The organism is Cyanobacterium sp. Dongsha4 (assembly GCF_036345015.1).
GTDB lineage: Bacteria > Cyanobacteriota > Cyanobacteriia > Cyanobacteriales > Cyanobacteriaceae > PCC-10605.
This window is the reverse complement of record NZ_CP084098.1, coordinates 1,058,326-1,081,764: the sequence shown is the minus strand read 5'-3', so window position 1 is coordinate 1,081,764 and position 23,439 is coordinate 1,058,326. Positions and strand designations below refer to the sequence as shown.

Annotated in this window: 23 protein-coding genes; 11 read left to right on the top strand and 12 right to left on the bottom strand. The window is 34.8% G+C overall.

What is annotated here, in order from left to right; translation table 11 throughout:
• Positions 1–57 precede the first annotated feature (57 nt).
• The 4 genes from Dongsha4_RS04620 to Dongsha4_RS04605 all read left to right on the top strand — a co-directional run bounded on the left by Dongsha4_RS04620 (position 58) and on the right by Dongsha4_RS04605 (position 3,811).
• Positions 58–1,641, top strand: coding sequence for a glycoside hydrolase family 57 protein (locus tag Dongsha4_RS04620; protein WP_330204561.1), 1,584 nt, complete (start codon positions 58–60; stop codon positions 1,639–1,641).
• Between the two features lie 106 nt (positions 1,642–1,747).
• Complete coding sequence (locus Dongsha4_RS04615; protein ID WP_330204560.1) at positions 1,748–2,050, top strand: DUF2283 domain-containing protein; 303 nt, start codon at positions 1,748–1,750, stop codon at positions 2,048–2,050.
• 35 nt (positions 2,051–2,085) lie between these two features.
• On the top strand, positions 2,086–3,564 hold the full coding sequence (locus Dongsha4_RS04610; RefSeq protein WP_330204559.1) for a leucyl aminopeptidase: 1,479 nt from the start codon (positions 2,086–2,088) through the stop codon (positions 3,562–3,564).
• Between the two features lie 34 nt (positions 3,565–3,598).
• On the top strand, positions 3,599–3,811 hold the full coding sequence (locus tag Dongsha4_RS04605; RefSeq protein ID WP_330204558.1) for a DUF2839 domain-containing protein: 213 nt from the start codon (positions 3,599–3,601) through the stop codon (positions 3,809–3,811).
• 136 nt (positions 3,812–3,947) lie between these two features.
• Here Dongsha4_RS04605 and Dongsha4_RS04600 read toward each other — a convergent pair whose 3' ends face one another.
• Positions 3,948–4,541 (bottom strand): tRNA-(ms[2]io[6]A)-hydroxylase, encoded by a 594-nt coding sequence (locus Dongsha4_RS04600; RefSeq protein WP_330204557.1) that lies wholly within the window; start codon positions 4,539–4,541, stop codon positions 3,948–3,950.
• Positions 4,542–4,657: 116 nt separating this feature from the next.
• On the opposite strand from Dongsha4_RS04600, the gene Dongsha4_RS04595 reads away from it, so the two are divergent.
• Positions 4,658–5,407 carry a metallophosphoesterase family protein gene (locus Dongsha4_RS04595; protein WP_330204556.1) on the top strand — a complete coding sequence of 250 codons (750 nt, stop codon included), beginning with the start codon at positions 4,658–4,660 and terminating at the stop codon, positions 5,405–5,407.
• Between the two features lie 380 nt (positions 5,408–5,787).
• On the opposite strand, the gene Dongsha4_RS04590 is transcribed toward Dongsha4_RS04595, so the two are convergent.
• The 5 genes from Dongsha4_RS04590 to psb29 form a co-directional block, all read right to left on the bottom strand.
• Entirely contained in the window at positions 5,788–6,075 is a 288-nt protein-coding gene (locus Dongsha4_RS04590; protein ID WP_330204555.1) for a hypothetical protein, read from the bottom strand.
• A 181-nt stretch (positions 6,076–6,256) separates the two neighbouring features.
• Positions 6,257–7,162 (bottom strand): ROK family protein, encoded by a 906-nt coding sequence (locus tag Dongsha4_RS04585; RefSeq protein ID WP_330204554.1) that lies wholly within the window; start codon positions 7,160–7,162, stop codon positions 6,257–6,259.
• Between the two features lies 1 nt (position 7,163).
• Positions 7,164–7,751, bottom strand: coding sequence for an RdgB/HAM1 family non-canonical purine NTP pyrophosphatase (rdgB, locus tag Dongsha4_RS04580; protein ID WP_330204553.1), 588 nt, complete (start codon positions 7,749–7,751; stop codon positions 7,164–7,166).
• A gap of 41 nt (positions 7,752–7,792) precedes the next feature.
• Positions 7,793–9,082 carry a serine--tRNA ligase gene (serS, locus tag Dongsha4_RS04575; protein WP_330204552.1) on the bottom strand — a complete coding sequence of 430 codons (1,290 nt, stop codon included), beginning with the start codon at positions 9,080–9,082 and terminating at the stop codon, positions 7,793–7,795.
• A gap of 190 nt (positions 9,083–9,272) precedes the next feature.
• On the bottom strand, positions 9,273–9,941 hold the full coding sequence (psb29, locus tag Dongsha4_RS04570; RefSeq protein ID WP_330204551.1) for a photosystem II biogenesis protein Psp29: 669 nt from the start codon (positions 9,939–9,941) through the stop codon (positions 9,273–9,275).
• Between the two features lie 195 nt (positions 9,942–10,136).
• Between psb29 and hslO the strand changes: the two genes are divergently transcribed.
• Positions 10,137–11,036 carry an Hsp33 family molecular chaperone HslO gene (hslO, locus tag Dongsha4_RS04565; protein ID WP_330204550.1) on the top strand — a complete coding sequence of 300 codons (900 nt, stop codon included), beginning with the start codon at positions 10,137–10,139 and terminating at the stop codon, positions 11,034–11,036.
• Positions 11,037–11,138: 102 nt separating this feature from the next.
• Here hslO and grrM read toward each other — a convergent pair whose 3' ends face one another.
• The 3 genes from grrM to grrP all read right to left on the bottom strand — a co-directional run bounded on the left by grrM (position 11,139) and on the right by grrP (position 13,748).
• Positions 11,139–12,332, bottom strand: a complete 1,194-nt coding sequence (gene grrM / locus Dongsha4_RS04560) for a cyclophane-forming radical SAM/SPASM peptide maturase GrrM/OscB (RefSeq protein WP_330204549.1) — start codon at positions 12,330–12,332, stop codon at positions 11,139–11,141.
• A 107-nt stretch (positions 12,333–12,439) separates the two neighbouring features.
• Positions 12,440–12,838, bottom strand: coding sequence for a GrrA/OscA1 family cyclophane-containing rSAM-modified RiPP (gene grrA, locus Dongsha4_RS04555; protein WP_330204548.1), 399 nt, complete (start codon positions 12,836–12,838; stop codon positions 12,440–12,442).
• Positions 12,839–12,884: 46 nt separating this feature from the next.
• Positions 12,885–13,748: an extracellular substrate binding-like orphan protein GrrP gene (gene grrP / locus Dongsha4_RS04550; protein WP_330204547.1), complete on the bottom strand. Its 864-nt coding sequence runs from the start codon at positions 13,746–13,748 to the stop codon at positions 12,885–12,887.
• A 197-nt stretch (positions 13,749–13,945) separates the two neighbouring features.
• On the opposite strand from grrP, the gene rpmI reads away from it, so the two are divergent.
• The 4 genes from rpmI (at position 13,946) to Dongsha4_RS04530 (ending at position 17,691) form a co-directional block, all read left to right on the top strand.
• Positions 13,946–14,155: a 50S ribosomal protein L35 gene (rpmI, locus tag Dongsha4_RS04545; RefSeq protein ID WP_015219413.1), complete on the top strand. Its 210-nt coding sequence runs from the start codon at positions 13,946–13,948 to the stop codon at positions 14,153–14,155.
• A gap of 75 nt (positions 14,156–14,230) precedes the next feature.
• A complete protein-coding gene (gene rplT, locus Dongsha4_RS04540; protein WP_015219412.1) occupies positions 14,231–14,581 on the top strand; it encodes a 50S ribosomal protein L20 in 351 nt (116 codons plus the stop codon).
• Between the two features lie 323 nt (positions 14,582–14,904).
• A complete protein-coding gene (locus Dongsha4_RS04535) occupies positions 14,905–16,245 on the top strand; it encodes a proton extrusion protein PcxA (RefSeq protein ID WP_330204546.1) in 1,341 nt (446 codons plus the stop codon).
• A gap of 216 nt (positions 16,246–16,461) precedes the next feature.
• Positions 16,462–17,691 carry an FAD/NAD(P)-binding oxidoreductase gene (locus Dongsha4_RS04530; protein WP_330204545.1) on the top strand — a complete coding sequence of 410 codons (1,230 nt, stop codon included), beginning with the start codon at positions 16,462–16,464 and terminating at the stop codon, positions 17,689–17,691.
• Between the two features lie 168 nt (positions 17,692–17,859).
• On the opposite strand, the gene aroB is transcribed toward Dongsha4_RS04530, so the two are convergent.
• Positions 17,860–18,957 carry a 3-dehydroquinate synthase gene (gene aroB / locus Dongsha4_RS04525; protein ID WP_330204544.1) on the bottom strand — a complete coding sequence of 366 codons (1,098 nt, stop codon included), beginning with the start codon at positions 18,955–18,957 and terminating at the stop codon, positions 17,860–17,862.
• 325 nt (positions 18,958–19,282) lie between these two features.
• Positions 19,283–21,577, bottom strand: a complete 2,295-nt coding sequence (locus tag Dongsha4_RS04520; protein WP_330204543.1) for a DNA methyltransferase — start codon at positions 21,575–21,577, stop codon at positions 19,283–19,285.
• A 309-nt stretch (positions 21,578–21,886) separates the two neighbouring features.
• Between Dongsha4_RS04520 and Dongsha4_RS04515 the strand changes: the two genes are divergently transcribed.
• Positions 21,887–22,909: a hypothetical protein gene (locus Dongsha4_RS04515; protein ID WP_330204542.1), complete on the top strand. Its 1,023-nt coding sequence runs from the start codon at positions 21,887–21,889 to the stop codon at positions 22,907–22,909.
• Between the two features lie 216 nt (positions 22,910–23,125).
• Here Dongsha4_RS04515 and nuoK read toward each other — a convergent pair whose 3' ends face one another.
• Complete coding sequence (nuoK, locus tag Dongsha4_RS04510; protein WP_206536274.1) at positions 23,126–23,431, bottom strand: NADH-quinone oxidoreductase subunit NuoK; 306 nt, start codon at positions 23,429–23,431, stop codon at positions 23,126–23,128.
• Positions 23,432–23,439: the final 8 nt, after the last annotated feature.

The following is a 23,439-nucleotide window of genomic DNA, read 5'->3' as shown; positions in this document are numbered from 1 at the left end:
CTTTTGAAAAACTGTAAACTAATCATCATAACCAAAGAACAGTTATTAATATAAATTATGGCTCTTGGCTATCTCGCCTTAGTATTACACGCACATTTACCCTTCGTTCGTCATCCTGAAAGTGACTATGTATTAGAAGAAGAGTGGTTATATGAAGCAATTACGGAAACTTATATTCCTTTACTAAGAGTTTTTAGAGACTTAAAAAAAGATGGAGTTGAGTTCAAAATCACCATGAGTCTAACACCGACTCTTGTGTCTATGCTAAAAGATGAACTTTTACAACATCGTTATGATCAGTATCTCCACAAATTAGAACAGTTAATTCTAAAAGAAGTTATAAGCAATCAAAATAATGGACATCTCAAGTATTTAGCCGAATATTATGAACAAGAATTTGCCCAGATTCGACAAATATGGGATGAATCGGAAAGGGATTTAGTGTCAGCTTTTAAAACTTTTCAAGACAGCCATAATCTCGACATTGTGACTTGCGGGGCTACTCATGGTTATTTACCATTAATGAAAATGTATCCCAACGCTGTTAAAGCTCAAATTGAGGTAGCCCGTGACCATTATCATGATAATTTCGGACAGTTTCCCCAAGGGATATGGTTGCCAGAATGTGCTTACTATCAAGGTTTAGAGGATATTTTGGCTTCGGCAGGGTTGAGGTATTTTATCACTGATGGACATGGCTTAATTCATGGAAATCCTGCACCTCGTTTTGGTACTTATGCTCCTATTTTCACCCCTAGAGGTGTTGCGGTATTTGGGCGAGATTCTGAGTCATCTCAACAGGTTTGGTCTTCGGAAATAGGTTATCCGGGTGATCCAGTCTATCGAGAATTTTATAAGGATTTAGGATGGGAAGCTGATTATGAATATATTAAACCTTATATTATGCCCAATGGTCAAAGAAAAAATGTAGGCATTAAATACTACAAGATTACCGATCGCACCTGTAGTCTTTCAGAAAAAGGTCTTTATGATCCATATTGGGCAAAAGAAAAAGCCGCAGAACACGCTGGAAATTTTTTGTTTAACCGAATTCAACAGATGAAGCACCTAGCAGGGGTAATGGGTAGAGAACCAATTGTTGTTTCTCCCTATGATGCTGAATTATACGGACATTGGTGGTATGAAGGTCCACAATTTCTTGATTTTTTATGTCGCAAAATATGGTTTGATCAAGAAACTATTGTGATGACTACTTTGGGGGAATATTTACAAAATCACCCTACCCAACAGGTGGCAACCCCTGCTCAATCTAGTTGGGGTTACAAGGGATACCATGAATTTTGGTTAAATGAAAGTAATAGTTGGATTTATCCGCATCTTCACAAAGCCATTGAAAAAATGACTGAGTTAGCCCAACGTAATCCAGAGAGCGAATTAGAATTAAGAGCATTAAACCAAGCAGGAAGAGAATTGTTACTGGCACAATCATCAGATTGGGCATTTATTATGCACACAGGCACAATGGTAGATTATGCCATCAAAAGGACAAAAAATCATTTATTGAGATTTAACCGACTTTACGAGGAGATAAAAAACGGGGATATTAACGGAGATTGGCTATTAAAGTTAGAAATAATGGATAATATTTTTCCTGATTTTGACTATCAAGTTTATCGCTAATTTTTCTGATTTATTTGTTTCGCAATAATGTTTATGGGTATTTAACACTTTAAATAATGATTTTTGAAGGGTATTTCGGGCTTCTAGCCCGATTTGAGGAAAAAATATGATTGTTACCTACGATAATGAAGTTGACGCAATTTATTTTAAATTAACGGAAAATAAAATTGACAGCACCGAACCTGAAACAGACAGAATTATTATTGACTACGATAAAGATAATAATATTGTTGGTATAGAGGTATTAGATTTTTATTATCTAGTGAAGAAAGGTTTAACGGTTGCTGATTTACCTTTTCCTGAAGATGAAAGGTTAACAGTTTCTCAATATTTTAATATCCTGTTGCTATTTAATCCAGAAGGGAAATATAAGGATTGCTATATAATCTTGAGAAGTAGTAAAAATTAAAAATAATATAAACTCAAATATTTCCTCAGAACATAATGGATATAAAAGTCAGAAATACTAATAAATTAGATTGGAGTGGTTCAGCTTTAGCATTAGGTTTTTTCGCTGATGACAACCTCAGTCTAACAGAAGAATTAAATCTCTTAGATCAAAAATTAGGAAATACCATCAGTGAGTTAATCGCTGAAACAGAATTTACAGGGAAAGAAGGAGTAAGTGCGATCGCACGTGTGGGGGGAGATAGTGCCATCAAAAAAATTATTATCATTGGTTTAGGAAAAGCAGAAGATGTTACCTTAGATACTTTTCGTCAGGCAGGAGGAAATATAGCCCGTATTGCCAAGCAGGGAAAAGTGGCAAAATTAGGGGTAGCAATAAATTGTGACAATTATGAAGACGAAATTCTAGCTCAAGTTATCAGCGAAGGTATAATTCTCGCTTCTCATCAAGACAATCGTTTTAAATCTGAGCCAGAGGAAAGTAAAATCAATCTCGATACCATTGAATTACTGGGATTATCTGCCAGTGAATCAGCAATCACTAAAGCCCAAAATATTGCTTCTGGGGTCATTTTAGCCAGAGAATTAGTCAACTCCCCCGCTAACGACATTAATCCTGTTACCATGGCGGAAATGGTGCAGAATTTAGCCTCAGCACATAATTTAGAATTAACGATTCTCGAACAAGCAGAGTGCGAAAAATTAGGCATGGGTGCATTTTTAGGAGTAGCCAAAGCCTCTGATTTACCTCCTAAATTTATTCACCTCGTCTATAAACCCCAAGGCACAGCAAAACGGAAACTAGCCATTGTCGGTAAAGGTTTAACTTTCGATTCAGGTGGTTTAAACCTCAAAGTTAGTGGTAGTGGCATCGAAACCATGAAAATGGATATGGGCGGTGCGGCGGCTACTTTTGGGGCGGCAAAGGCGATCGCACTTTTAAAACCAGATGTAGAAGTACACTTTATCAGTGCAGTCACTGAAAATATGATTAGTGGTAAGGCAATGCACCCTGGAGACATCTTAACCGCCTCCAATGGCAAAACCATCGAAGTTAACAATACCGATGCAGAAGGGCGTTTAACCCTTGCTGATGCTCTTGTTTATGCCGACAAATTAGGTGTTGATGCGATGGTTGACTTAGCCACATTAACAGGGGCTTGTATTGTTGCTTTAGGTAATGATATAGCAGGATTATGGACAACAGAGGATAAATTAGCCAATGAGTTAAAAATTGCCGCCGAAGCAGGAGGAGAAAAATTCTGGCAAATGCCCATGGAAAGTAAATATTTTGAACAGATGAAATCTCCTATTGCCGATATGAAAAATACTGGCACTCGTGCAGGAGGTTCAATCACTGCCGCCTTATTCTTGCAACAATTCGTCAAAGATACCCCTTGGGCTCATTTAGATATAGCAGGGCCAGTTTGGGCAGATAAACCCAGTGCTGTCAATAATGAAGGTGGTACAGGCTTTGCAGTGCGCACCCTTGTCAATTGGGTTATCAATAATTAATTTTTGTTTTATTAACTAGATTAGAGAAACTATCATGGGAGAATCAAAACGTAGAAAAGACAACTTAGGGGATGATTACGGTAAAGAAGAAAGACTTTATCCTTGGCTACCCCTCACCAAAAAACAAGCAGAAGATGCCTATAAATTAACCACTCGTGGTGCTTGGATTGGTATTGGGCTCTTAGCTTTTACTTGGATTACTATTCGTTTTATCGGTCCGGGTTTTGGCTGGTGGAGTGTTAATTAAGAAGGTTCAGAGTTCGGGATTAAGAATGGGGGATTAGAGGATTAGGGTGTTGGGGAGAAACTAATTAATTTACCCTTGCCCCTCTCCCCTTAAAAGGGGAGACATAGAGGGGTTTGCCCTTTCCTCCTGCCCTTTATTAACTATGAATTCTCGGTTCAGGATGAAGGTTACTTAAAGTATCACTTTCTAGTTGTGCTAATTCAGATAGGCGTAAATCAACAATGGTGCGATCGAAGTATTGAGTAGCCAATACCCAGTAAATGCCATAATGTCTAGCCTCAGAAGCCATTAATCCTCGGTAAAACTTTGCTAACTCCAAGTCAGGACAATGTTGGGCAAGTAATCCTAATCTTTCATGCGATCGCGCTTCAATTAAAGCAGAGATGAGCAAAGAATCTAAAAGCCTGTGAGGTTCTTGTTTTCTAATAGTCTGTTTCAAAGTAGCACCATAAGGAGAAGGTTTTAACGGAGCGAGAGGAATATTCTTTTTCTTTAACCATTGATTTACCTGCTCAAAATGTTCTAACTCCTCCTGTGCGATCGCCGTTAACTGATAAACTAAATCCTCATGGGCAGGATAGCGAAACAAAAAATTCACAGCTACCCCCGCCGCTTTGCGTTCACAATGAGAGTGATCTAGTAAAATGAGATCAAGATTATCCAAAGCCTGTTCTAACCATGCAGACTGAGTGGGTTGACAAAGTAACTTAATTTTAGTGAAACTAGACACGAATTTGTAAGCAAACAAAAAATAACCAGCCTACCCATAATAAAATAAATTTAGTTAGACTAGGATAAAAACTTATATATTTCTATTAGTAAACATAAATATCTTAAATAAATAGAATGAGTCACAAAAGATTGGTTATCGGAGATGTTCATGGTCACTACGAAGCATTATGTTCCTTGTTTAATCACATTGCACCCACTCAAGAGGATCAAGTTTATTTTTTAGGGGATTTAATTGATCGTGGTCCTGAAAGTTCTCAGGTAGTAGAATTTGTCATGAAAAATGACTACCATTGCATCCTTGGTAATCACGAAATTATGTTACTCGATGCTTTAGGAAACGGAAAACTTAATCATCAAGCCTTCCAATCGTGGTTACAAAATGGAGGCAACGCTACTGTAATGAGTTATGGTCATAAAATGCCCTCGCCTGAACATCTAGACTGGATGAAAAGTCTTCCCTTCTTCTTTGACTTAGGAGATTATTGGTTAGTTCATGCTGGAGTTGACCCCCGTTTAAATATTACTCAACAATCCCCAGATCAATTTTGTTGGATTCGCTCAGAATTTCATAGTACTGAAAAGGCTTATTTTAAAGATAAAACAATCATCATCGGTCACACTATAACTTTTACCTTTAATGGACTAAAACCGGGGCAAATTGCCAAAGGAGAAGGATGGCTCGGTATAGATACAGGAGTTTATCATCATGGGCAAGGATGGCTAAGTGCCTTAGACTTAAATACAGATACTGTTTATCAGGTAGATAGTTTTGGTAAAAACTTCCGTTCTCTTCCTCTGTCTGAAGTAACCCATAACGTTAACACTCGTAAGTTATTTGCTCGTCGCCAAAAGGCATTATTTTAAGTTTTGGGGAGTTGCGGTAATAAAAACGGAGTTCGGGGTAAAGAAACTAAACTTTTACCTATTGCTACCTGAGTTCGACGAAACCAGCGTTAAAAAATAAGACGTTGAGAGTTATAATTGAGCAAATTTCACCAGAAAAAATAATTAAATTTAGGAAAAACTCTTATTAAGTTAATTTATTCAGCTTTTTGTCAATAACTATGACTTTTAACTCTGAACTCAGGTATTGCCCAACCTCCTGATAAGTTAAGACCCATTAAACTGACTTTATTAATTCTTAAAAATAATTCAAACGTTTACCTGTTGCTTGTTGCTCCTTGCCTAACACCTCTAAACGATTTATGTTAATCTCACCTTATTACTGTTTCATCAACTCCTAATTAGTCAGAAATTTTACGACGACGAAAGAATATTCCAGACATAACAATACCACTAACGACCATTCCAATTAATCCTAAACCGTTAAGAATTACGTAAAAAACTCGTAAATCTTTTCCTAAAAATGTACCTTGATGAATAAACATAATCATCTCTCCTATTTCATCCGAAACCCCAAACCAACTTCTCGCCACTCGATACAATACACCAGTAAAAGCAGTAACAAATAAAGGTAAAAAAACTATTGGGGCTATTTTGCGGTGTAATTTACGAAAATCTCTACTATCCATAATTAACTACTTTTTTGGAGTTGACAATAGAGATTATAAAAAATAAAAGTGAAAATCTAGGGAAGGAGATTAGGGAATTAGGGTATTGGGGTGTTAGGGAGAAACAAGTAATGAGTTAGGAGTCAAGAGTTAGACGTTATTAATTATCAACTATTCACCTTTGCCCTTTACCACCTATACATCAAGTTATGTTCTTCCAGAGTGCAACTTTGTCCCATGCTAATTTTGCCGCCCCCACCATTCCTGCTTGATTTCCTAGTTGGGCAACTGTTATTTTTAAGTTAATACGGGAACTGGGTAAGACTCTTTTTTCGATTTCCTTTTGTGTGGAAGAGAGAAAGTATTTTGCACCAGCCGAAACTCCTCCCCCAATAATAACTACTTCGGGAGTAAGGATATAAATTAAACTGGCTAATCCTGCTCCTAATTGCTTACCATAATTGTGCCAAAACATCAGGGCGGTAGAGTCGTTTTGTTCGGCGAGGGTTGCTAACTCTGCTGGGTTTTTTCCTGTTTCACGAATGATTGCTGTAGCTGAAACATACTGCTCTAATGAGCCTCGATTACCACTGTTGCAAGGAGGCCCGTCAGGGTTAAGGGTGATTAATCCCAGTTCTCCTGCCGCTCCTAAATGCCCTGTGAATAGTTTGTCGTTGAGAATAATTGCTCCTCCAACTCCTGTACCTAATGTCAAGAGGATGGAGTTATGATAATTTTTTCCTGCACCTAACCACGCTTCTCCTAATCCTGCACAGTTGGCATCATTGGCAATGGTGGTTTTTAAGCCTGTTTTTGCTTCTAATTCATCGGCTAGGGCTACATTTTCCCATCCTGTTAAATTAATGGCAACAAGGGCGATTCTCCCCTGAGCATCAGTAGGGCCGGGAGTTCCTACACCTATGGCTATGGCTTGGTTTTGGCTATTTAATTGTTTAACCATAGAGGCGATCGCATCTATCACCGCTTTGGGAGTGGCAGGTTGGGGAGTGGGAATAGTAACGGATTCCAAACAACTACCATCTTGAGTAAAACGACCTAATTTTATGGCAGTACCACCTAAATCAACGCCAATAACTTCTGGTTGCATTTTATTTTCCCTCTGATTCAAGCAAAGATTTTAATAATGGTTGTAAATTGGCAAATGCTTTGCCACGATGGCTTAATTTTTGTTTCAACTCAGAAGGCATTTGAGCGAAAGTTTGACCCACTTCAGGTACATAAAACACAGGATCATAACCAAAACCCCCTTCCCCTTTAATTTCCGTCAATATTTGCCCCTGACAAATTCCCTCTGTCTCAATGACAATTTCTCCTTGAGGATTAGAAACTGCGATCGCACATACAAACTGAGCGGATCTATCTTCAAAGGGTGCTAACTCTCTCAATAGCCTTCCAATACGCTCTTGATCCGTTTTACCATAACGAGCCGAATAAATACCCGGTTGCCCATTTAACGCCATTACTTCTAGTCCTGAATCATCTGCGATCGACCATTCTCCGAGGGTTTTCGCAGTCTGTGAAGCCTTCAAACGAGCATTTTCCCCAAAAGTAATCCCCGTTTCTTCCACATCAAATTCTGGAGGCTTGAGAGCCAATTCCACCCCAAAATCCGATAAATGTTTTTCCATCTCCTTCAGTTTTCCCGCATTACTGGTAGCAACGACTAATTTTTTCATACCACTTAAAAAATAATTATTTCCCTCAAATTGAAGACGAATTATTCAACAATTAACAAATCTCTCTTTAAATAAGGTTGCAAAACCTCTGGAATGCGGACATTACCATCAGGCAGTTGATAATTTTCTAAAATTGCCGCCATAGTGCGCCCCACTGCCAAACCAGAACCATTGAGAGTATGTACATACTCTGTTCCCTTTTTACCTTTTTCCTTAAAACGAATATCTGCCCTTCTCGCCTGAAAATCAAAGCAATTAGAACAACTAGAAATTTCCCTATAAGTATTAGCCGAAGGCATCCACACCTCCAAGTCATAACACTTCGCCGCACTAAAACCAATATCTCCTGTACATAACTCTAAAACTCGATAGGGCAGTTTCAAAGCCTGTAAAATTCTTTCCGCATCCTTGACCATTTTCTCATGCTCTTCCACGCTAACATCAGGATGAACAATTTTCACCAATTCTACCTTATGAAATTGATGCAAACGGATTAATCCTCGCATATCTCTACCATAACTACCTGCCTCTCGCCTAAAACAAGGAGTAAAAGCACAATGATAAATCGGTAACATTTCCGCCTCAAGAATTTCCTGACGATAGAAATTAGTTACAGGCACTTCTGCTGTAGGAGTTAACCATAAATCATCTTTATCACATTTAAAACTTTCTTCCGCAAACTTCGGTAACTGCCCTGTACCTTGTAAAGTTTCACTATTCACCAACACAGGAGGCATAATTTCCACATATCCCGCCTCAATTTGTTGATCCAACATAAAATTGATTAAAGCCCTTTCTAAAGCCGCACCAGCACCAATTAACGCAATAAAGCGACTTTGAGCAACTTTTACCGCCCTTTCTGAGTTGATAATGCCCCATTTTTCCCCAATATCTCCATGAGGGATAATATCCTTATTTTCAGGGATAAACTCATCCCCCCATCTTCTCACCTCCACATTTTGGCTTTCATCTTTGCCCACAGGAGTGGTATCACTGGGTAAGTTAGGTAACTCTAACAGTAAAGCCTCAATATTAGCTTTTAACTCTCTTTCTTGAGGTTCTAAATCCGCTAATTTAGCTTTAACTTCATTTCCCTCTTGTTTGAGAGCGATTATTTCTTCACTTTGAGGGTTTGCCCCTTCCCTCATTTTCTGCCCAATTAATTTACCGATTTCGTTACTACGGGCTTGTAATTCTGTCCTAATATTTTGAATGTCTCTTTGCTTACTATCTAAATCAAGAATAGATTGCAATTCATAATTGGGACTACGCTTATGTAATTTATCTAAAACTTCTTGGGGATTTTCTCTAATTTTTTTGATGTCTAACATAACCAGTCAGTATATGATATTAACTTATTTTTTATAGTAAAAATAACAGATAGAAATAATAGTATGATTACCTTTTTACTTAGTTTTAAAAACTTGTTCTCAGTTGACTTTAGTTTCTTATAACTGAGCATTTAAGTTATTTAATATTAACGAAATATTTGCTAATTCCCAATTCCTAATTAGAATATTCCTATTTACTCTCTGCTTGTTTTTTCTTTCTTTCGGCTTCCAAAACATCTGCCATTACACTTAGCATTTGATTCATTTTTTCTAAGTTACTACGGTATAAATCTAAATCTTTTTTCAGTTTTTCTACTGGCAGTTGTAATTTATCAATTAAGGGCTGAATAAAATCAGTAAATTTACTTTCATCTTTAATAAATTCACCGTCACCTTTTTCTATTAAAGTATAGAAACCAATGGCAAATAAACGACTATATTTAAAGCGAGGATTTTCTAAATTACCACGCCAATGAGAAGCAACACCTTCTAAATCTCCCTCTCCAGAAGGGTTTAATAGCCAATCAAGAATTTCTTGAGCAGATTTCCCTTCGGCAAAATTTAGTAAAGTTTGTGATTTGCTGATATATTCTTGAGGGTTATCTTCAACGGATTGACATAAAGCATTGAAAATAGATTCTTTATCTGACTCAGGTTTATAACCCTGCATGAATTGTTGAAAACTTTGATACACTCCCAGATAATAAATAGGATCGGGATTAAAATCAACATTAACTGCTAAGAGGTGCATTTCTACCATTAATTCTTCTACCACACGACGATAGATAGAGTTAATGGGGCGTTGATGATGTTGATAAAAACTTCTTTTAGTGTCGGAAACAGTGCGATTTTTATCCACGAAAAATAATATATTGCTTAATAGTTTTGTTAACAATAGTTAATTATCTCATATCTTCATGATTAATGAACTTCTGTTTGTCTTGTTTAACCTAAAACCTGACACCTGATAGCTGATACCTTGACACCACGAAAATTTTAGATTGAACTCAGGTTAAGATAGATCAATGTATTGTTGAGAAATGTAAAGAAAATTATGGCAGATCATTTAATTAGAGCAACAGCGGCCGATGGTGGTATTCGTGCAGTGGGGGTTATCACCACTAAAGCAGTGCAAGAGGCAAGGGATAGACACAAATTATCTTATGTAGCTACTGCGGCATTAGGAAGGGCGATGTCATCGGGTTTGCTTTTAGTTTCTAATATGAAAAAGGAAGGGTCTAGGGTAAATATTAAAATTAAGGGAAATGGCCCTTTAGGTGGTTTGTTAGTCGATGCAAGATTAGATGGCACGGTGAGAGGCTATGTTTCTAATCCTTTTGTGGAATTACCCCCCAATAGTAAGGGAAAATTAGATGTGGGCGGTGCTGTGGGCAAGGAAGGTTATCTTTATGTTGTTAGGGATATGGGTTATGGTTATCCTTACTCTAGTACTGTTGAATTGATTTCAGGGGAAGTAGGAGAAGATATTGCTCATTATCTAGGTACATCAGAACAAACTCCTTCTGCTTTATTGGTGGGAGTATTTGTGGGAAAACAAGGAGTTACCGCTTCTGGAGGTATTTTATTGCAGGTATTACCAAAGGCGGCAGAAGATCCACAATTAGTGGAAACTTTGGAATCTCGTGTTAGTCAGTTAACTGGTTTTACTCCTTTATTACGTCAAGGGAAAACTTTACCTGATATTTTTACGGATTTATTGGGGGATTTTGGTTTAAATATTTTCCCTGAAATTCAGATGATAAGATTTGATTGTGGATGTTCTTTCGATCGCGTTTTAGGTGCTTTAAAAATGTTAGGTACTGATGAGTTGGCGGATATGATTGAAAAAGATGGAGGGGCAGAAGCTACTTGTCAATTCTGTGGAGAAGTGTATCACGCTAATGTTGATCATCTCCATGATTTAATCGAAGATTTGAAAACTGGCAATGGATAAAAAATAGGAAGAATAATGTTGGACGAGAAATTAGGAATTAGGATTTAATTTTTTCTCGATCACTAAAGTGGCGCTGCGCAATCGCAAAAATACTCTTAGAAATCATGGATTATTTGCAGTGACTCCCAAAGATTGCTCGATCGCATCTAAAACCACATCAGTTAAAATTTGAATACGATAACGACAAGTTTGAGTTTCGCTAGAGGCAAAAGTACCATTTTCCCAATATTTATTACTACCTGCACCGCCACCACATAAACCAAAATAATGACAATTTTCGGCACATAATTTGACCCCTGTTTTTATTTCCTGATAAATGCGCTTAAATTTTTCCGTTTCACAAATTGACTCTAAAGAATCAGTTAAAATATTACCAAAAATAAAATCACCATATTCAGGAGTTTTGACCGATAATAATTCAGGATCAAAGGTGGAAAAATTACCTTGATAATCTATATTAATAATAGAGAAAGGATGATTCATTTCGGTATGGTTTAATCTTTTTTGATGATAAATTAAACTAATTAATGTTTCAAATTCTCTGATAAAAAAGGGTAATTTACTTTCTGTTATTAACTGCCAAAATCTTTCAATGAAATAACGATATTTTTTTTCAATTTCACTGCCATTTAATGAACTAGAATCATTAACTCCCTCGGTTTCTTCCATATTAAAAGCAAGATCATAAATTTCATTTTCCGCAAAAAAATTAAACATTTCATCAGGATAATCTAAGGAATCCTTTGTTATAACGGAAATAGTATTATAAGGGATATTATTTTTTTGTAGATATTTAATTCCTCTCATGGTTAATTCATGGGAATTACCTCCTTTTCTATTTTTACGGTGAGCGTCATGTAAAAAGGCAGGACCATCAATGCTAACCCCAATACTAAGAGGATATTGTTGCCAAAAATCACACCATGCCTGTGTAATTAAAGTACCATTGGTTTGATAAGAATAATTAAAACTAAATTCAGTTTGATTATATTTTTTACTGGTATTTTCAATTATTTCAAAAGCTGATTTATAAAAAGAAATTGGCATGGTTAATGGTTCTCCTGCGTGCCAACATATAGTAAAATTATCTCGACAAAAAGGGCTAGTAAAAATACTTTTAAAAATAGGTTCAATTAAATCTAGTGAGAGTTTATTTTTTAAGTTGCGATCGGGCAAATAACAATAGTCACAGTCTAAATTGCAAAATGAGTTAGGTTGAATAACCACTAAAGAAATCGGTCCAAACTCTTGATTTTCTGAACGGAGATAATTAATTTTTTCTTGGCTAGTTAACATAACATATTTAATTAATTTATTGGAGTTTAAACAGTTTTTTATTATTGATAAATTTCCTATTTTTTAACTACTAATTGCTAATTGTTATAGGAATGTTTCAGTATTGACTAACGGCGATTGAGAAAACCTCCACCATTACGCCAAGGAGAGCGATTTGTCCATCTTCCCCAGTCATCCCAACCTCTCCAGTTATCCCAACCTCGTCGATTATTGACAAAACTACCCCGATTGCTGTCAACCCAACTGCCTCCTCTTCCATTTCCCCAACCACCTGCTATGAGGTTATCATCCATGTCAGAAGTGAAATTATTGTCAGATTCTCCCTCTTGTTGTAGTTGCTTTTCTCTTTCTTTCAACACCTCTGCTATACGACTAATGCGATTTTCTAGGGGGTTTAAAGATTCTTTGATGGAATCTGGGGTTGTGGCATGGGATGAACCGCAATAAGCAACGGTAGATATTGCTAATAAAAAACCCATCCAAGTTGTATTAGTTGTTTTTATCATTTTGTTAATCTTGATCAATATTTAACTTTTATCTTGAATAATGTGATTAATTATCAAAGGGAATTTGTTCGTAGTTATTGATTGTATTGCGAAAGAAACTTTTTAACTGTTCTGTTGTCACAATAGAGATAACCCCATCTTCTCCTAGCCATCGGTTAACCATAGTCGTCATTTCTTCATTGCCCACTAAGTAACCTTCCATCATACGTGCGATCGCATAATTAGCTACATTAAGAAAAGTAGAATTATTTTCAGGGACAATACAAGAAACCCCATAATTACCATAACCTTGCGCACCTTTCGGGAATAGCTCAAAATCTGCCGTCATTTGTGCCTGTTGAGACTCCCCGTCTAAGATAATAGCGTCTCCTGCCAGAGCGTCAATCTTGCCCTCTTTTAAGGCTTGTAAACCCTCTTCTGTAGTTTTAACTTCCACTAAAGTCGCATCAGGATGATTCAGAGAAATAGCTGAATACACAAAAGTTAAAGGCGGAATACCAATTTTTTTCCCGGAGAAACTATCTACTTTTTTGCCTTTAGGAATTAATAAACGAATATCAGATTGAGTGTAACCTAGGGTATAGTCCACAAATTGATCTCGTTGCCAAGTAAATACAGTATTACAAGCAATATCAATTTCCCCTGTCAAAATTTTGGAAACAGCATCGGAAATATTATTAACTTCAACAAAGCTAAGTTGAATTGGTTCATCAAGTCGTAATTCTAATTGTTTTTGAATTTGTTTAACAACATCAATGGAATAACCGTCTAATTCTTCGTTAGGATTGTTATAAGCATAAGGTACTAAACCAAAAGGAGTACCAACCACCAAATTACCCGTTCTGGAAATTCTCTCTACTACCGTCTCAGCAAAAGCTGGTTTTATTCCCACTGACAATATTAATGCCATGAGGAAAGTTGTCAAAATTTTTCGGAACATCCTTTTTAAATCAGAGATTTATAGTTTTCAAGGTAAATTTTAATAGAAATAACAGAAAGCTACCTAAAAAAAACTTTTTCTTTAATCCCTAATTATTTTCAGAATTTTATAGTTAGTAAGGTAAATTTAATCGTATAATAGTAAATTGTGTCAAAATAGAAAATGTTATGCCTAAAGTAAAAACTAAGAAATCAGCCGCTAAACGTTTCCGAGTTACTGGCAGTGGCAAAAAAATCTTTCGTCGTAAAGCGAACAAAAATCACTTACTAGAACATAAAACTGCCGAACAAAAACGTCGTCGTTTAAGTAATCTTACCTTAGTACACGAAAACGATGTTAAAGAAGTTCGTTTAATGTTGCCCTATTCTAAAAGATAAGGCTGAATTAGATTAAGGTAAGTATTGTTTTATATTTTGTCAATAAATTATTAAAACCATAGTAAAGATAAAAAAATGACTAGAGTAAAAAGAGGTAACGTCGCTCGTAAAAGACGTAAGAAAATATTAAAGTTAGCTAAAGGTTTTCGTGGCTCTCATTCTAAGCTCTTCCGCACGGCTAATCAACAGGTGATGAAGGCTTTACGTAATGCTTACCGCGATCGCCGCAAGAAAAAAAGAGATTTCCGTCGTCTCTGGATTACCAGAATTAATGCGGCCGCTAGAGTACATGGCATTAGCTACAGTCAACTAATCAATAAATTGGATAAAGCTAACATCAGCTTAAATCGCAAAATCTTAGCCCAATTAGCTATTCAAGACGCTGAAGCATTCCAAAAAGTTGTTGAATTAGCGGTCAATGCCTAGTTGATAGAGCGTCAATGGATAACTACTCCATTAGAAATTAGCAGGGGGTTTAAACCCCTTGTTAGAAAAAATAGAAAATCTTTGCTTATTTCCACAGAAAATTTTAGCTTGAACTATTTGAAGCAAGTCAAGAGTTGGAAGAGTTTAAATAGCAAAGGCTAGGGAAAGCAAATTTTTTCTTATAGGAATCGATTTCGATTTTAGTTTTACAAGAAGTCTTATAACTTTTCTTTTTTCTCTTTCTTCATCTGTAATTTTAGGGCGAACTGAAATGATCTAGGATAATATATAAAATTAAATCTTATCAGTTTGGCTTATATTCCATGTTTAATCGTCTTTTTCGTTCTACCAGACGCTGGATTAGTAATAGTTCAGAAAATGCCTTAGAAGAAGCATATCAAAGAGCATTGACGATCAAAAAAATAGAAGACGAACATTTCAAGGGTCAGAAAATATTATTTCAAAATTGTGACTATGGAGAAAGTGTTTGGGCTTATTTTCAGAGTGAATTAAAATCCAATTTAAGAGTTATTAAGGTAAAAATTAATCAATTTAAAGCCAATAAATCAATACATACTTTCCTATCATCTAACTCTAAAAATGGTCACTATAACTATAACCACTCTGGGGATTATAATTTTGAATATGAGCAAGGCATTATACTAGAAAAATTGAGTTTTATTGACCAAATATTAGACAAGTATAATGGAGACTATTATGAAACATCATCTGTAAAAATAGACTCTAATTCTCCAAACCAAAATATAAACAATAATCCTTCCCTAGCAAAGCAAAAAAATATTCAAAAACAGGATAAAAACGATAACAATTTTGAATCTAGTTTGGAAACCGTTTCAGATAAAACTAGCGTTTTGCCCCGCTCATTTTTAAGAACTATTGACAGAATTAAGCAAGAAATAGACCCAAAGTCATCTGAAAGTGAACAAGATGTTCTTAATAAGTTTAGAAAATCTAAATATAAAACCGCTATATCTATTAAGTTTTTACTATTATTAATCATTGTGCCTTTATTAGTGCATAATGTAGCTAAAATTGCGTTAGGAAAAGTATTTATTGATCCTTATTTTAGTCACCACGAAGAAATAGTTTTTATCAATCAAGATTTACAAGAAGAAGCCTTAATAGAATTGAAAAACTTTGAGGAAAACCTCAATTTAAAAGTGATGTTGGGTATAATTCCAGAGTTATCTATTGAAGAAAAAGAACATGAAATCAAAGCAAAAGCTCAAGAATTAGGAGAAGAATATCGTCGGCAAAGTGCTAACGCCATCAAAAATATTTTTGCTGATGTATTTTCCTTAATTGCTTTTGGTATCGTTATCTACTTCAGTAAAAGGGAATTACAAATTCTCAAATCTTTTATTGATGAAACTATCTATGGTTTAAGTGACTCAGCAAAGGCTTTTCTGATTATCCTTTTTACAGATATGTTTGTGGGATTTCACTCCCCTCACGGTTGGGAGGTAATTTTAGAAAGTATTAGTCGTCATTTTGGCTTACCTGAAAATAGAGATTTTAACTTTCTTTTTATTGCTACTTTTCCCGTTATTCTCGATACAGTTTTAAAATATTGGATTTTCCGTTATCTCAATCGTATTTCTCCCTCGGCAGTGGCGACTTATAAGAATATGAATGAATCCTAGAAATAAGTTTTTAAATCTAAATTGATTAAGGAGAAATATAAAGTTTTAAGAGCAAAATCGACACAATAAGATTGAAAAGTCTCAGAAAAAAGATTAGTTAATTATATTGTCAAATAGTAATTTATAGACATAATAAAGAAATATTAAAAAACTAGAAAAATTTTTAAAACTTAACTAGACTTATTCTTAAGTATCCACAAATTTATAATAATCAATATGAGTAAAAACACAAAATTTCAGATATTAATTATTGGAGGAGGAGCGGCAGGTATTACCGTTGCTTCTCAGTTAAAAAATAGGGATTCAGGACTAAATATTGCTATTATTGAACCTTCTGAAAATCATTATTATCAACCTGCTTGGACATTAGTGGGGGGTGGAGAATTTCAGTTAGAAGATACGGTTAAACATGAAGATAATTTAATTCCTCAAGGGGTAACATGGATTAAGGATTTTGCAGAAAATATTGATCCTGAAAATAATCAAGTTACTACTAAATCGGGAGAGACTTTTTCTTATGAATATTTAGTAGTTTGTCCTGGTATAACTATTGATTGGGATAAAATTAAGGGTTTAAAAGAAAATTTGGGCAAAAATGGGGTAACAACCAATTATATGAAGGAATATGCCCCTTATACATGGGAAACAATCAAGAATTTTCAAGGGGGGACAGCTATTTTTACCTTCCCTGCCGGGGCGATTAAATGTCCAGGAGCTCCACAAAAAATTATGTATTTAGCGGAAGAAGCCTTTACTAAACAAGGAATCAGAGAAAAAACCAACATTATTTATGGTAATGCAACAGGTAAAATGTTTGGTGTTCCTGCTTATAATGCGCCATTGGAAAAAATTGTCGATCGCAAAAATATTAATGTTAAATACGGACATAATTTAGTAGAGATAAAAGGAGATACAAAAGAAGCAATTTTTGCCACAGGAGACGGGGAAACAGTAACTATTAAATATGACATGATTCATGTGTCTCCACCGATGACTACTTATGATTTCATCAAACAAAGTCCTTTAGCGAATGAGCAAGGATGGGTGGATGTTGATCAATTTACCTGTCAACATACTAAGTATAAAAATGTGTTTGGTTTAGGTGATTCGTCTTCTTTACCTACTTCAAAAACTGCGGCGGCTATTAGGAAAGAAGCACCAGTGGTTGTGGCAAATATTTTAGCTTTAATGAGCCAAAAAACCCCTCAAGAAAAATATGGTGGTTATGCTTGTTGTCCTTTAATTACGGGTTATGGAAAAACCATCATGGCAGAATTTGACTATAGTAAGCAACCAACTCCTAGTTTTCCTCTTGATCCTACTCAAGAAAGAGCTAGTATGTGGTTAGTGAAAAAATATGTTTTGCCTTGGTTGTATTGGAATAGAATGCTGAGAGGTAAGCCTTTTGAACCCGATAGTTGGCGTTTTCTTTTACCAAAAAATTAGTTAGTTGAATAATAAGCTAGGATTCATCTAAATCATTAGGGGGTGTTAGGGGCAATAGGCAACAGGCAATGGGCAATAGGTAGGCGTTTGAATCATTTTTAAGAATTAAAAAAAATTAAGTTTAATGCCCACCTTATCTATATTAATCTCTTAAGTATTTAGCCCCATTTAATCGATCAAAACAGAGAGAGTTTCCGATAAAATTTCAGGGGAGATGCGATCGCATATTTGTACTTTACCAATCGCTTCAGGAAGAATAAACCTTACTTTACCATCTTTAACTTTTTTATCCATTTGTAGATGATCGATGATTTCTTCTACCTTGAGATAATTAGGAATAGTTGTAGGTAAACCAGTTTTCGCAATTAATTCATCTTGCCGATGGGCTTCATTTTCTGTCCATAATCCCATTTTTACAGCAACTCTACCCGCCGCTACCATCCCAATTGCCACCGCTTCTCCATGAACAAAAGTCTCATAATTAGTTAAACTTTCGATCGCATGACCAATAGTATGACCATAATTAAGAATAGCTCTGATACCAGACTCTTTCTCATCTTGACCGACTACATCTGCTTTAGCTTGACAGGAACGAGTTAAAATATCATTCAGTAGAGCCTCATCAAAATTGTTTAAGCTATCAATACTCTGAGCCGATTCTAGGGCTTCAAAAAGGTTTTTATCCCAAATCACTCCATATTTAATCACCTCCGCCATACCAGCCCTAAACTCCCTTTCAGGTAAGGTTTTCAAAACAGAAGGATCAATTAAAACTAATTTAGGCTGATAAAAAGCACCAATCAGGTTTTTCCCTTGAGGATGATTAACCCCTGTTTTACCGCCCACAGAAGCATCTACCATCGCTAAAAGAGAAGTGGGAATTTGGACAAAATTAATTCCTCTTAACCAAGTGGCGGCCGCAAAACCTGTCATATCTCCTACCACTCCTCCGCCCAATGCCATCAAAGTTGAATTGCGTTCTAATCGACATTTAAGGGCAGTATCATAAATTTGAGCGATAGATTCTAGGTTTTTGTAATTTTCCCCTGCGGGTATTAAGTGATAGTTGACCTCAAAACCTTGATTTTGTAAAGAATCGATCGTTATCTGTCCATAGTAGTCAAAAATTTCTGGGTTAGAAACAACGAGAATTTTTTTACCAATAGCTAAATGACTTGCTTTTTCTCCAATATTATTTAATCCCCCAGTATTGATGTGGATTGAGTAAGAGTTTTCGGGTAGATTAACGGATATTATTGATGTCATTGAGTGATGTAGTCGTGAATAATAGTTTTTTTAATTTTATCTTAAATATTACTTAAGTTCGATATATGCTTAATTAATTGAAATTGCTACCATCCAAGTTCGATCCCGAAGGGAACTGCTACGCAGCACGCATCTATTTCAGAATCATTAGCTAAGATGAACCTATATCAACTCACAAGAGAAAAATTATATGACAGCAACTGGTGGAAAATGCCCCCTAAATCACTGAACCTCGATTATTTAACTTCTAGCTAATGGACTAAACCTAGTAGTTTGAAGCAAAGTGAACACATATTATAAAAAACTATTTTAGACCAAGTTAAGGTTAAAATAGGCTTAACTGTCCCTCTCCTTTTAGTTTCCAATGGTTTTCTCCTACTCTCTCCCCTATATCTTCTAACACCGTTAAAATCGTCTGATTTTCAGGAGTTGTACCATTTTTTAATAAGGGTAATATATTCAAGACAATTTCATCAAAAGTAGTGGTTTTATTTTCCCTTTCCATGCGTCTTAAATAACTGATTAGATAATATTTAATTCTCAGTTTTACGTCTATATGAGACTTGAACTTCGTATCTTTTTTGAGAGTAAATAATTCCGTCTTTTCATCATAGTCAAAATTGTCTAATAATATCGGTGTTAAGTCTGAATATTCTTTCTTCAACAAATCTAAAAAGCCTAATTCTAAGCCCTTAATAATCAATTCGTCATTTATTTGCTCAAGGGTAGCCCCATCATTTTTAGCAATTACCCCCTCAATAGTTTGGATAACAATTTCTGCTATATCCATGCCTAAATTAGCTTTCATAATCGCTCTAGGAGTACGAACTTTACAGAAATTTATAATTAATTGTCCTGATAACACAGTAAAAGGATTTTGACGTTTTTTGAAGCTAGTTTGACCATTTTTTTGAGCTACCGCACCCCGATACTCAAAACCGCAACTTTCCGCCGTATCGATGATTAAATGCCAAAATTCGGGATCTTTATGGGCGAATACAAATGATAACCACCTATCAAATTTTAACACCCGATACATTTCCTTGATACTTTTAGCGATTAATTGGTTATATTCATCCTTCGATTTTTGCTTTTCTCCTCCCTCAATAGCTTCTAAATTATAGTCATTTTCAGTCACTTCTAAATCTAGCCAAGCATTCCACATAGTAGATAAATCAAGATAGGGAATTTTTTTGCCATAGGGTGGATCGGTGTAAATATAATCTATACTTTCATTAGGGATAAAACTTAAATCTGTCGCCGATGCTTTGAAGATTTGAGCATTAGAAATGGTATTTTTATTGATGAAATATTCCATCTCTTTTTTAGCTGAAATTACTTTTTTAAATCTCAATTCAAAGTAAGTCATTAAGTCTAAATCTGTGGGCTTAGGGGCAATTCTATAACGATAATATTGGAATGGTGAAGCATTTCCCCCTCCTTCTTTTTTTACATAACTTGATGTATGATAGGTTAAATTGACTTTAGTTAAAAGTCCGGAAAACATTAACATTAGAGAATCTCGAATATGTTTATTTTTCTCTTGCTTAATGAGATATTTTAAAAAGCCTAGTTGAGCTAATTGTTTATCACTAAATAACTTTTCTATGGTATCCACATCCGAACCTTTAGGCAGTTTAAAACCGTGAGGATAAGGATATTTTTTGATAGCTTTTTTTATATCTTCTGGAGTGTTTGGTTCATTTTTTTGATAAGCAGATTTTACCCTTTCAAATGCTTGATTTAATTCATCAAAATTAACAGGAGAAATGAGAGAATTAACCAGAAAAATAGTAAGGGGATTAATGTCTATATGTATCGCTTTTCTATTATTCATTAAAGCCTCAATGGCGGTGACACCACTACCCCCAAAAGGATCGAGAATGGTATCATCAGGTTGAGTAAAATTTTTGATATATTCTGCCACCACATTCCACGCTTGTTTAGTAAAATAACCATGCACCCCAAAATGTCTTTTTGCCGCTCTTTTTTTGACAGGAATTTCATTTAATAAAGGGCGATTTAAGTAGTCGAAAGTTCCCCCTAAATCCCTTTTAGAAAAAGGAACTTCCACGCCTTTCTCCCCCCTTATTAAGGGGGGCTGGGGGGGATCAAATTTGTTATCATAGGTAAAAGCCTTGCCTAATTGAAAACTATTTAAAGACAAAAATTGACATAACTGCTCATAATAATAATCCAATTCATCGAGAGAAAAATATAAAATTGGGGTATCATAACCAGAAGTTTTAAAAAGGCTAAATTCAACGCCATTGCAGAGGGCAAAATAAAGACTTCTCACTTCAGGATGAGTGGCATAACAATAAACTTGCTCAATGTGATCACCTTCTTTTATATTCTCATTCGGTGCTTTTGCATCCAATACCCAAGCATAATTATTTTCTATTTTTAGGAGGTAATCAGGTATTAAGTTAATTTTGCGTTTTTTACTACCAATTTTAAGAAAAGGATGCTGTAAAGTTTTACTGCGAATGATATTTGTTTCTGTGTAACTCAGACTTTTTAAGAGGGGTAAAATAATTACTTCCCTGACGCTATCTTCTTTAAAGTCAGGATTATTTTTAAGGGATTTAAAGTCAATCTTTGGGAAAGTATTAAGCATTTTTGAGTCTAGAAATAAAGGGGAAGTTTAGGCTAAAGCCTTTACTACAAACCTACCAAAGTTTGAGCGATGAGGTGATAGTTTGTAATATTTTTTAAATTTATAAGGCCGCCTCAATCACTTAATTATAAACAACTAAATAAAAATATCTAAGTATTTATAAAAAGAGAAAATAAACAGTGAAATAAAGTTACATTTATTTATAAATATTGTGTAAAAATCCATAAATATACTGATTGATTAAGCCAAAAAAGACATTATGATAGAAAATAAAGGAGGTGTTGTAACTAAACTATGGGGGACAAAAAAATGAGTATAGAATTAGCCATAGAAGAAAAGACGGATAAACCTTGGTGGAATCGTCCCCTAATTGGTGATAAACCCCTTGTTGATTATCTCTTTAAACAGTATTCTCGCACTCATATCTGTCCAGAAATAATCTCTCTACATGACTATCACCTTGAAAAATTAGAAAGCATTAGTGTTACATTAAAAGCCTTATTCAACCAAAAATTTACCTATTCAGACTTTCTAATTTATGCTCGTTTAGAGGGCTATTTTCAAAAATATTGTCAAACAAAAAAACATTATTTTCTCATAGGAAAAGAGTTCTTTAGAATCATTCTTGACAACCTAGATAATTTAAAATCTATAATTAAAATTGAAACAAAATATCAAAATCCACTCTTGCTAATATTTTATGATTCTGTCTATCAATTGATCAAAGAAAATCATCATAAGTTAATTTTTCAGGAAAAGTTAATTAAACTTCACTATGGTTTTAAAGATCAATTAAAAGAAACAAAAGAGAGGAAAATAATAGATAATTATTTAGCTTGTTTTATATCTATCTCTGAAGTAGAAAATCTTTTATATTTCTTTGATTTACTCAGAGTAAATAATTTAACTAACTGGGATCATTTTACGAGAATTAGTAATTTTATTGAGGAAACAAAAATTGGAATGATTGAAGATATTAAACCATTTTTATTGTTTACCAAATCTGAGCAAGAGTTTTTAATTGAAATAGCCAATAAGATTATTAAGATTAAGGAAGATGACGAAAGTAAACTTGTTAATATAGCGAAAATATTTCAGTATATTGCCTTAGTGGATAAATACGAACACCTATACTCACAGTTCCAGTTATTTTTAAGATGCTTAAGTAAATGGGAAAAAATTTATTATGATATTGTTAATTTGAGAAAAAATTATCCTATTCATCAATTTATTATTCCTCCCAGTTTTAAAGTTAAATTACCCGGTTTTGAAATTTATAAAAGCTATCATGATTATTTAGATAGTAGTTGCCTAACAAGATTAATTTACTAAGGAAAATAAGCGTTTAGTGAAACAATTTCACAATGATGGTGTTTATCTCAAAAACAGGAGCTAGTGGGCTTATAATTACCCTAAAAATTTTATCAATTTGTCTTAAAGTTAATTGAATTCTTTTCTTATTTCCATCACTTTTTTACCTAACACTCCAACACCTTAATACCCCAACATCTTAACCGATAATTTTATCTCGAACTGAATTTAATTCAACTACCATTTGAGGAGATTAAATCTTTCCATGTCGATAGTGTCACGGTTACGATAAATAGCGAGAATAATCGCTAAACCAACGGCCGCCTCTGCCGCCGCAATGGTAATTACGAAAATGGTAAATATTTGACCTTTAATTTCTGCGGGATCTAAATAATTAGAAAATCCCATTAAATTAAGATTAACAGCATTAAGTAAAAGTTCGATCGACATTAAAACTCGAACTGCATTACGGCTAGTGATTAAACCATAAATACCAATACAAAACAATGCTGCGGCTAAAAGTAAAAAATATTCTAATTGTATTTCCATTA